The 7,306-nt window shown below is 62.4% G+C and carries 3 protein-coding genes; 1 reads left to right on the forward strand and 2 read right to left on the reverse strand.

All coding sequences use genetic code 11. From position 1 onward, the window contains the following. Window positions 1-19: 19 nt before the first annotated feature. On the reverse strand, window positions 20-2,902 hold the full coding sequence (locus ACYPYD_RS07620; protein ID WP_459662681.1) for a TonB-dependent receptor: 2,883 nt from the start codon (window positions 2,900-2,902) through the stop codon (window positions 20-22). A 506-nt stretch (window positions 2,903-3,408) separates the two neighbouring features. Between ACYPYD_RS07620 and ACYPYD_RS07625 the strand changes: the two genes are divergently transcribed. Beyond that, complete coding sequence (locus ACYPYD_RS07625; RefSeq protein WP_459662682.1) at window positions 3,409-6,234, forward strand: TonB-dependent receptor domain-containing protein; 2,826 nt, start codon at window positions 3,409-3,411, stop codon at window positions 6,232-6,234. Window positions 6,235-6,617: 383 nt separating this feature from the next. Here ACYPYD_RS07625 and ACYPYD_RS07630 read toward each other — a convergent pair. Next, the coding region (locus ACYPYD_RS07630; protein WP_459662683.1) for an SDR family oxidoreductase at window positions 6,618-7,306 on the reverse strand (689 nt) is incomplete at its 5' end.

Below are 7,306 nucleotides of genomic sequence, written 5' to 3' on the forward strand. Positions count from 1 at the left end.
CCCTCTCGTCCCGGAAGCGTCAGCTTCCGAAATTGTAGCGCAGCGTCGCGCCGAAGTTGCGGCCGTTCATGAAATGCTGGCGCTCGATCCCGGTCGCGAGATCGGGTTCGCCCACGAAGCGGTCAGCCGCCTGGTTGGTGAGGTTCGAGGCGGTGATCGCGAGCGAGAAATTGTGACCCAGGTTGAAGTTGATCGAGGCATCGAGCAGCCCGAAGCTGCGGATGTAGCGACCGTCGATCGGGTTGGCCGCCAAGCCGAACAGGATCGCCTTCGAGCGCCAGGTGTAGACGAGGCGTGCCGAGATCGTTTCGTCTTCGTAAAGCCCGGTCACCGAATACGAATACTTGGACGTCAGGGGCTGCATCGTGTTGACGCGCTGGCCGTTGAGCGTCAGCGGGTTCTTCGTTTCCACATAGGTGAACGAGCCCTGCACGCCGAAATGATGCGCGAATTCGGGCAGGAAATCGTAGTCGAAAAAGGTCTGTCCCGCCAGTTCGATGCCCTTGGCCGTTCCCTTTTCCGCATTGATGGTCTGGGTGATGAAGTACTGGTCGCCCGAGCAGCTTGTGTTGGTGGTCGGCGTCGGGGCTCCCGCCACGCTCTGGCACGAGGATACGCCGCTGAAGAAGCCATCGATCTTCTTGTAGAACAGCGCGGCAGAAACGTAGTTCACCGGCGAGAAGTAATGCTCGAACGAGAGGTCGAAGCTGTTCGCCGTCTGGGGCTTGAGGTCCGGGTTGCCGACCGTGCCCACGCCGCTGACCGTATTGATGATCAGGGAGGGGTTGAGCGATGAGAACTCCGGACGGGTGATCCCCTTGCCGTAGCCGAAGCGCACCAGCGTGTCGGGCGTGATGTAGCCTGTCAGGTTGAAGCTGGGCAGGGCGTAGGTATACGAGGACGTGCTTTCGCTGGCGGTGATGTTGCCCGTATTCAGCGGATCGATCATCGCCCGTACGAAGGTGTCGGTGTTGACCACGCGGACGCCGGCATTGCCCTTGATCCGGTCGTCGAGAAACCCGAAGTCGGCCACGGCATATCCGGCGTAGCTCTTCTCGCTGAAGTAGCGGCGGTTGAGCACGATTTCGGCCAGCGAGTCTTCCGGCAGGATACCGGCGTTCGCGAAGCGTGCACGCACGTTGTCGCCCAGCAGGGCATCCGGTGAGAACGTCAGGTAGCCGCCCGAATACCCGGCCTCTCCGTTCATGAAGTTGGTCGGCGATGTTTCGACCAGATCCGCCATCGAGGCGACTGAAATGGCGTTCGAGCGGTCCGCTGCCAGCGCCAGGCCGTTGGTGGTGAGGTTGCGGTTGCTGAACGAGTAGTTGCGGTAGCGGTCCTTCTGCGTGGCGTATCGCGCCCCGAACTTGATGTCCTTGAGGAAGGAATCGTCGAACTTGTAGACAAGGTCGAGTGCAGCGGCGATGCCGTCATCGTGCCAGACCTGATTGGTGGCGTTCGAGTAGTTGTTGAACACCCACGAACTGGCCGAAGACAGGTCGGGGCCGGTGATCGAGACTTGCTGCGGGCGGCCCAGATCGCGTGTGATGTCCCAGGTCAATCCGGCCGCCGATGCCAGCGTCACCGACCGGTTGTCCTGAGACTGATCGGCCTTGACGTAGGAGAAGTCGAAATCGACGTCGAGGTGATCGCTCGCGGCCCACTTCGTGCCGCCTGCGATGACGAAAGTCTTGTAGCGGCGATGCTCGTCGCCGCCGGTAGTCGACAGCCCGGAATTCAGGAACGTGCCGCCGGTGATGCGCTGGCCGGACAGCAGGTCGTTAGACCCGCCGTTTGCGTTGCGGTTGGCCAGCATCTCGTCGATCGTGAAAGCCTGTGTCGTCAGATCCTGCGCATACCGGCTGTCGGTCGCGTTGAGGAAACGATAGTTCTGGTGGTAGAGGTACGAGTTGTAGTTGCCCTCCACGTAGAACTCGAGGCCCGGGCCCGGGCGCCATTGCAAGGCGCCGTTGAGGCCCTTGCGGGTGCGGGCATAGTCCTCCTGAGCGATGTTGTTCTGCACGCCGACCGACGTCAGCAGGTTCTGGCGCTCGCTTGCCGACACGGTGGCCGGATTGACATCCGCCAGATACGTCACGTCCGAACGGCCCAGATAGGCGCCGTTGAGGTTCAGCCCGGTGCCGACATTGGCCGCGTATTCGGCGCTGTCCGCGCGGATCGCGCGGCGGAACTGGGTGCCGCCGACAGACGGCGTGTTGTCGCCGCGATTGAAGCTCTTGGCGTAGCTTGCCGCCAGCAGCACGCCGATCTCGCCGCCGCCCGGCAGGTCCCAGCGGTTCGACACCATTCCAAAGTATTCGGGCGTGAGCTTCTTGCCCAGGTCGTTGTAGCGTCCGCCCGCGGCTGCGGATACGGCCAGGCCCTTGAAGTCGAAGGGTTTGCGCGTGCGGATGTTCACCAGCCCGCCGATCGCGCCTTCGATGTGCTCGGCCGTCGGGTTCTTGAACACATCGAGACCGGCGACCATGCCCGGGCTTGCGCCCTCGACGTTGAATTCGCGGCTGCCCGCAGTGAAGTAGGCGCGTCCGTCAACGCGCGATCCGGTCTGGCCCGTTAGGCCGCGGATGGTCAGGCCCGAACCGTTGCCGACGGGCGACGACGCCTCGCCGCCGAAGCGATAGGCCTGGACGCCCGGGACGCGGGTGAGGGTCTCGGCGACGTTTGGATCCGGCAGCTTGCCGATGTCCTGCGCGGTGATGGAGTCGACGACTTCCATCGTGTTCTTCTTCATCTGGACGGCGCTTTGCAGACTGGCGCGAATGCCGGTCACCACGATGTCCTGGCTCGCGGTTTCCGTTGAATCGGTCTCGGTCTGGGCAAGTGCAGGCATAGCAATGCAGCTCGCGAGAAGCGCGGACGTCAAGCGTACGATGTTAGTCATATATCCCCTCCTGCAGTTCGGACGCTTTGGCGCGTCCTGAACCTCATTTGACTTCCTCGAACCCTTGCTGGTATCGATACCCAATCTGATATCGATACCAATCGCTCTGCGCAACCGGAATCTTTCACTCGAGCAGAGGCGCTGTGAAATGATCAATTGAATCATGACCATGTCGGAAAAACGATGGGGCTCGGACTGCCATGTGCCGAATCCAGGCAGGCGACATTGCCGATGTGGCCAAGGCGAGATGCCGGCGGTCGTGAACTCGGGTGGCGCGGCGATGACACAGGGGCTGGCGCAGTTGTTGGCGTACCGGCGGTCCGGGCGCACCAGCGCCGGATGATCGGGGGGCATCCGGCCCGGCGTGGAACCGTCCCGTCTTGCCGCGACCTGGACCGCGAATCTCGTTGAACTCAAAAATCCTATTGTCGAAAATATCTGATATCGATATCAGGATTCGTAGCAGGCCCACCTGCCAATCAAGAACATCACGACAGGAGAGGATGATGACGCGATCGCGCATCACGACCATTGCAATGCTTTGGGCAGGCGTCGCACTGCACGCACTCGTACCGGCAGCGGCGCAAGCGCAGGGCGCGGCGGCGAGCGCTGCGCCTGCCCAGGAGGAGGCAACCACCGAGGAGATCATCGTCACCGGTGTCCTGCGCGACACCGCCGCTTCCAAGGCGCCGGTCGCGGTGACCACGGTCGGTGAGGAGAAGATCCGCGATACCGTCCCGGTCAGCGCCGCGGATCTGCTGACCGAGATTCCCGGCGTCGTGGTGAACAGTGACGCCGGCGAGACCAAGAACACTGTCTATGCGCGTGGTCTATCCAACGGCACCGCCTCCGGAACGTACGGCTATTACTGGACGACGATCCTCGAGGACGGCATGCCCGTCGTGCCCGCGCCGTACTCGAATTTCCAGCCGGACATGTTCCTGCGCGCCGATGCGACCATCAAGCGGGTCCAGGCGGTGCGCGGCGGTTCCGCCGCCGTCACCGGCCCGAACGCTCCGGGCGGCCTGTTCAACTACATCTCGAAAACCGGGCTCTCGGATCCCGGCGGACTTGCCATCGCGCGCCTGGGCATCGAGGGCGAGGACAATCCCTACCAGAAGTTCGACCTGTACTACGGGTGGCGCAACGAGGAGCGCAATCTCGGCTTCTCGATCGGCGGAAACTATCGTCGCAGCTTCGGCTACCGCGACATTCCCTATCCGCTGAACCGGGGCGGGCAGATCAAGGCCAACGCCAACGTCAACTACGATTCGGGGTTGGGATCGGGCGGTTTTCTCGTCAGCTTCAAGTATCTCAACGACCACACCGGCAATCTCGATAATTATCGCCCGCTGGCCTACGGCTTCGACAATCCGCAGTTCACCGAGCAGTTCGGCAATTCGGTCAACTTCCTGCCCACCGGAAACCTCTCGCACACCGTGCCCTTCGGCGGCGATGGCGACACGCGCGAGTGGAATCCCAGCAGCTTCAGCCACGAGAAGTCGATTGCCGGCGGCATCAAGTGGGATCACGAGTTCGGCGGCGGCTGGTCGTTCACCAACAACCTTCGCATCCAGCGCAATCAGGTCAACCATACCTACGCCACCGACATCGGCTACCAGAGCCTGCTGAACGCCGACACCTTCCGCCTGCTCGGAACCCAGGCAGCAGGGCTTGCCAACACGCCCGGCTTCTTCACGCTAAGCGACCGGTCCACCGGTCAGGTGCTGGCCCGCGTCTATCGCGTCACCGCCGCGAGTCAGAACGGGGTCTGCGTGACGCCGGTGAGCAACGGTTACTGCATCGACCGCAACACGCCCAACCTCCTGCCCAACCAGAGCATCGTCAACCAGGCCCCGATCGACAGCAGCAACCTCATCCTGACGGTGGGATCATCCAATGCCAGCGGCGTGATCCGCAGCCGCGACATCACCGACCAGTTCACCCTGACCGAGGACTTCGGTCCGGTCACGGTGACCGCGGGCACCTACTTCAACCTGACCCGCTTCTCCCGGGACTTCGCCTATGCGGGCCGCGGGATCATGCCGCTGCAGAACAATCCGACCACGCTGGACGTCGACTTCCAGACCACGACGACGACCGCGGCCGGTGGCGCCGCTGGCACCGTCTACCAGCTGACCGATCCGACCGGCTTCGGCGCGTTGGGGAGCAGCACTGGCCTCACGCTTCGCGACCGGGCCAACGTCCGCGAGATCTCGCCGATGTTCGGGATCAACTGGGAGCCGACCAGCCGCCTGCTGTTCGACTTCGGCGCCCGCTACACCTTCTACCGGGGCTGGGGCGTCAACCGGCGCTACTCGACCAATCCGAATGCGGCGTCACGCACCTTCGGCGGCATCGATGGCGATCCGCTGACTCTGTACGACAACCTCTACGCGGTCGAATCGGCAGCGACGACGTTCCGCTACGACAAGAGCACGAGGTTCCTGCAGTACAGCGGCGCCGTCAGCTACATGATCAGCAGCCAGGCCGCGCTCTACGCCCGCTACACCAAGGGAAGGAAGAACAACGACGCATTCTGGGACGGCTTCAACGTCTCCCAGACCCTCGCAGATCAATTCTCGCTCGACCCGCTGCCGACGATCGAGCAGTACGAGCTGTCGCTGCAGTTCCGCAACAAGTGGCTGACCTTCAATCCGGTGGTGTTCTACACCTACCTGACGAACGTGGCGGTGCGCAACAACAGCGGCCTGCTTGCCGACGGCGTCACGCGCTACACGACGCGCCCGTTCTTCAGCCATTATCGCTCGTACGGCGTGGAACTGGACAATGCGATCCGCTTCACGCGCTGGTTCGACATCCGCAATGTGCTGACCCTGAACAAGGGCAAGACCGTCTCGTTCGCCTCGATCAGCCTTGGAACCTGCAACGGGGTGCCCACCCCTGAAAAGTGCCCCAACGGCATACTGCCTCCCGACGACGATACCGCGACCTATCTGTCCGGACCGCAGGAGCGGGCCGCCGTCGTCACCTACAACGGAACCGCGAACCTTCATTTCGGGCCGTTCGCGGCATACTACCGCTTCCGCTACATCAGTTCGCGCCCGGTTACCGTTCGCGACACCTTCCGCCTGCCCGCGCAGAAGCTCTCCGATATCGGCCTGCGCTACAACCTAAGCAAGGCGGTCACTCTAAATCTCAACGTTAACAACCTGTTCAACGACATGAACCCGACGCAGCTCAGCCAAGTTGGCACGCGTCCTCCGGAACTGACGGAAGAACAGTTCCTGGAAATGTACCCCAATGCGCTTTCGCAAGTGCAGACGAACGCTCCGAGATCCTACTTTTTCACTGCGACCGCTCGCTTCTAATCTCCGCTGCATACGTCTCGTCGCTGACGAAAATCCTCGGCGGCGTGACAACGTGCCAAGAGAACCGTGTGCAATCCTATCTTCTCATCCTTCGATGGGTCCCGAGATAAATTCGGCCAACGAAAGGTGTTTGGGTTGGAAAAGCTGAACGTCTGCAACTGGGAACGGAAATTTTGCAGCTGAACGGCCGGAAAGGGTCGGTTCGGGCAAGGGCGAGCGCCGGATCGAGCGCCATTTTTGAGCAGTCGGCTTTGTATTAATAATTCGAGAGGTTGCACCGTTTGGCCGCCTTTATACTCTATAGGCTTCGAGAAATTCATGAGAGCGCAGGGCTTTGGCTGCTGGCGGGTTATTGGGGCAATATGCGAATGCCCCCATCATCGTCAGATTGTTGAGCGGACCGGCCGGACGATCAGCGTATTAACGTCCACATCCGCTGGCTGCTCCACCGCATAGGCGATGGCGCGCGCGATCGCGTCCGGGGTGAGCGCGATGGAGCGGAAATCGACCATGGCCTGCGCCGCGACCGGATCGGTGATCGTGTGGGCCAGTTCCGATTCCACGACGCCCGGCGCGATGATGGTGACGCGAATGTCGTCATGCTCCATGCGCAGCGCCTCCGAGATGGCGCGCACTGCATATTTTGTCGCGCTGTAGACGCCGCAGGTCGGCCACACGGCATAGCCGCCGATCGAAGAAACGTTGACGAACTGGCCGCTGCCCTGGCCCTTGAAGCGAGGGAGGGCGGCGGCTATGCCGTGCAGGACACCGCGGATGTTGACGTCGATCATACGGTCCCATTCGTCAACCTTCAGGCTGTCGAAGCGCGACAGCGGCATCAGCCCCGCATTGTTGACAAGCACATCAACGCGGCCGTATTCGGCCTCCGTCGCGGCGATGAACGCCTCGAAATCGCCGCGGTCGGTGACGTCGAGCGACCGGAAGGCGACTGTGCCTCCCGCTGCGTTCAGTTCCTCCGCCAGCGCTGCGAGCCGGTCGGTGCGGCGTGCGCCCAGCATCAGCTTCGCGCCGCGCGCCGCGAGCAGCCGCGCCGTGCCTTCGCCGATGCCGC

Source organism: Novosphingobium sp. 11B, from assembly GCF_054589055.1.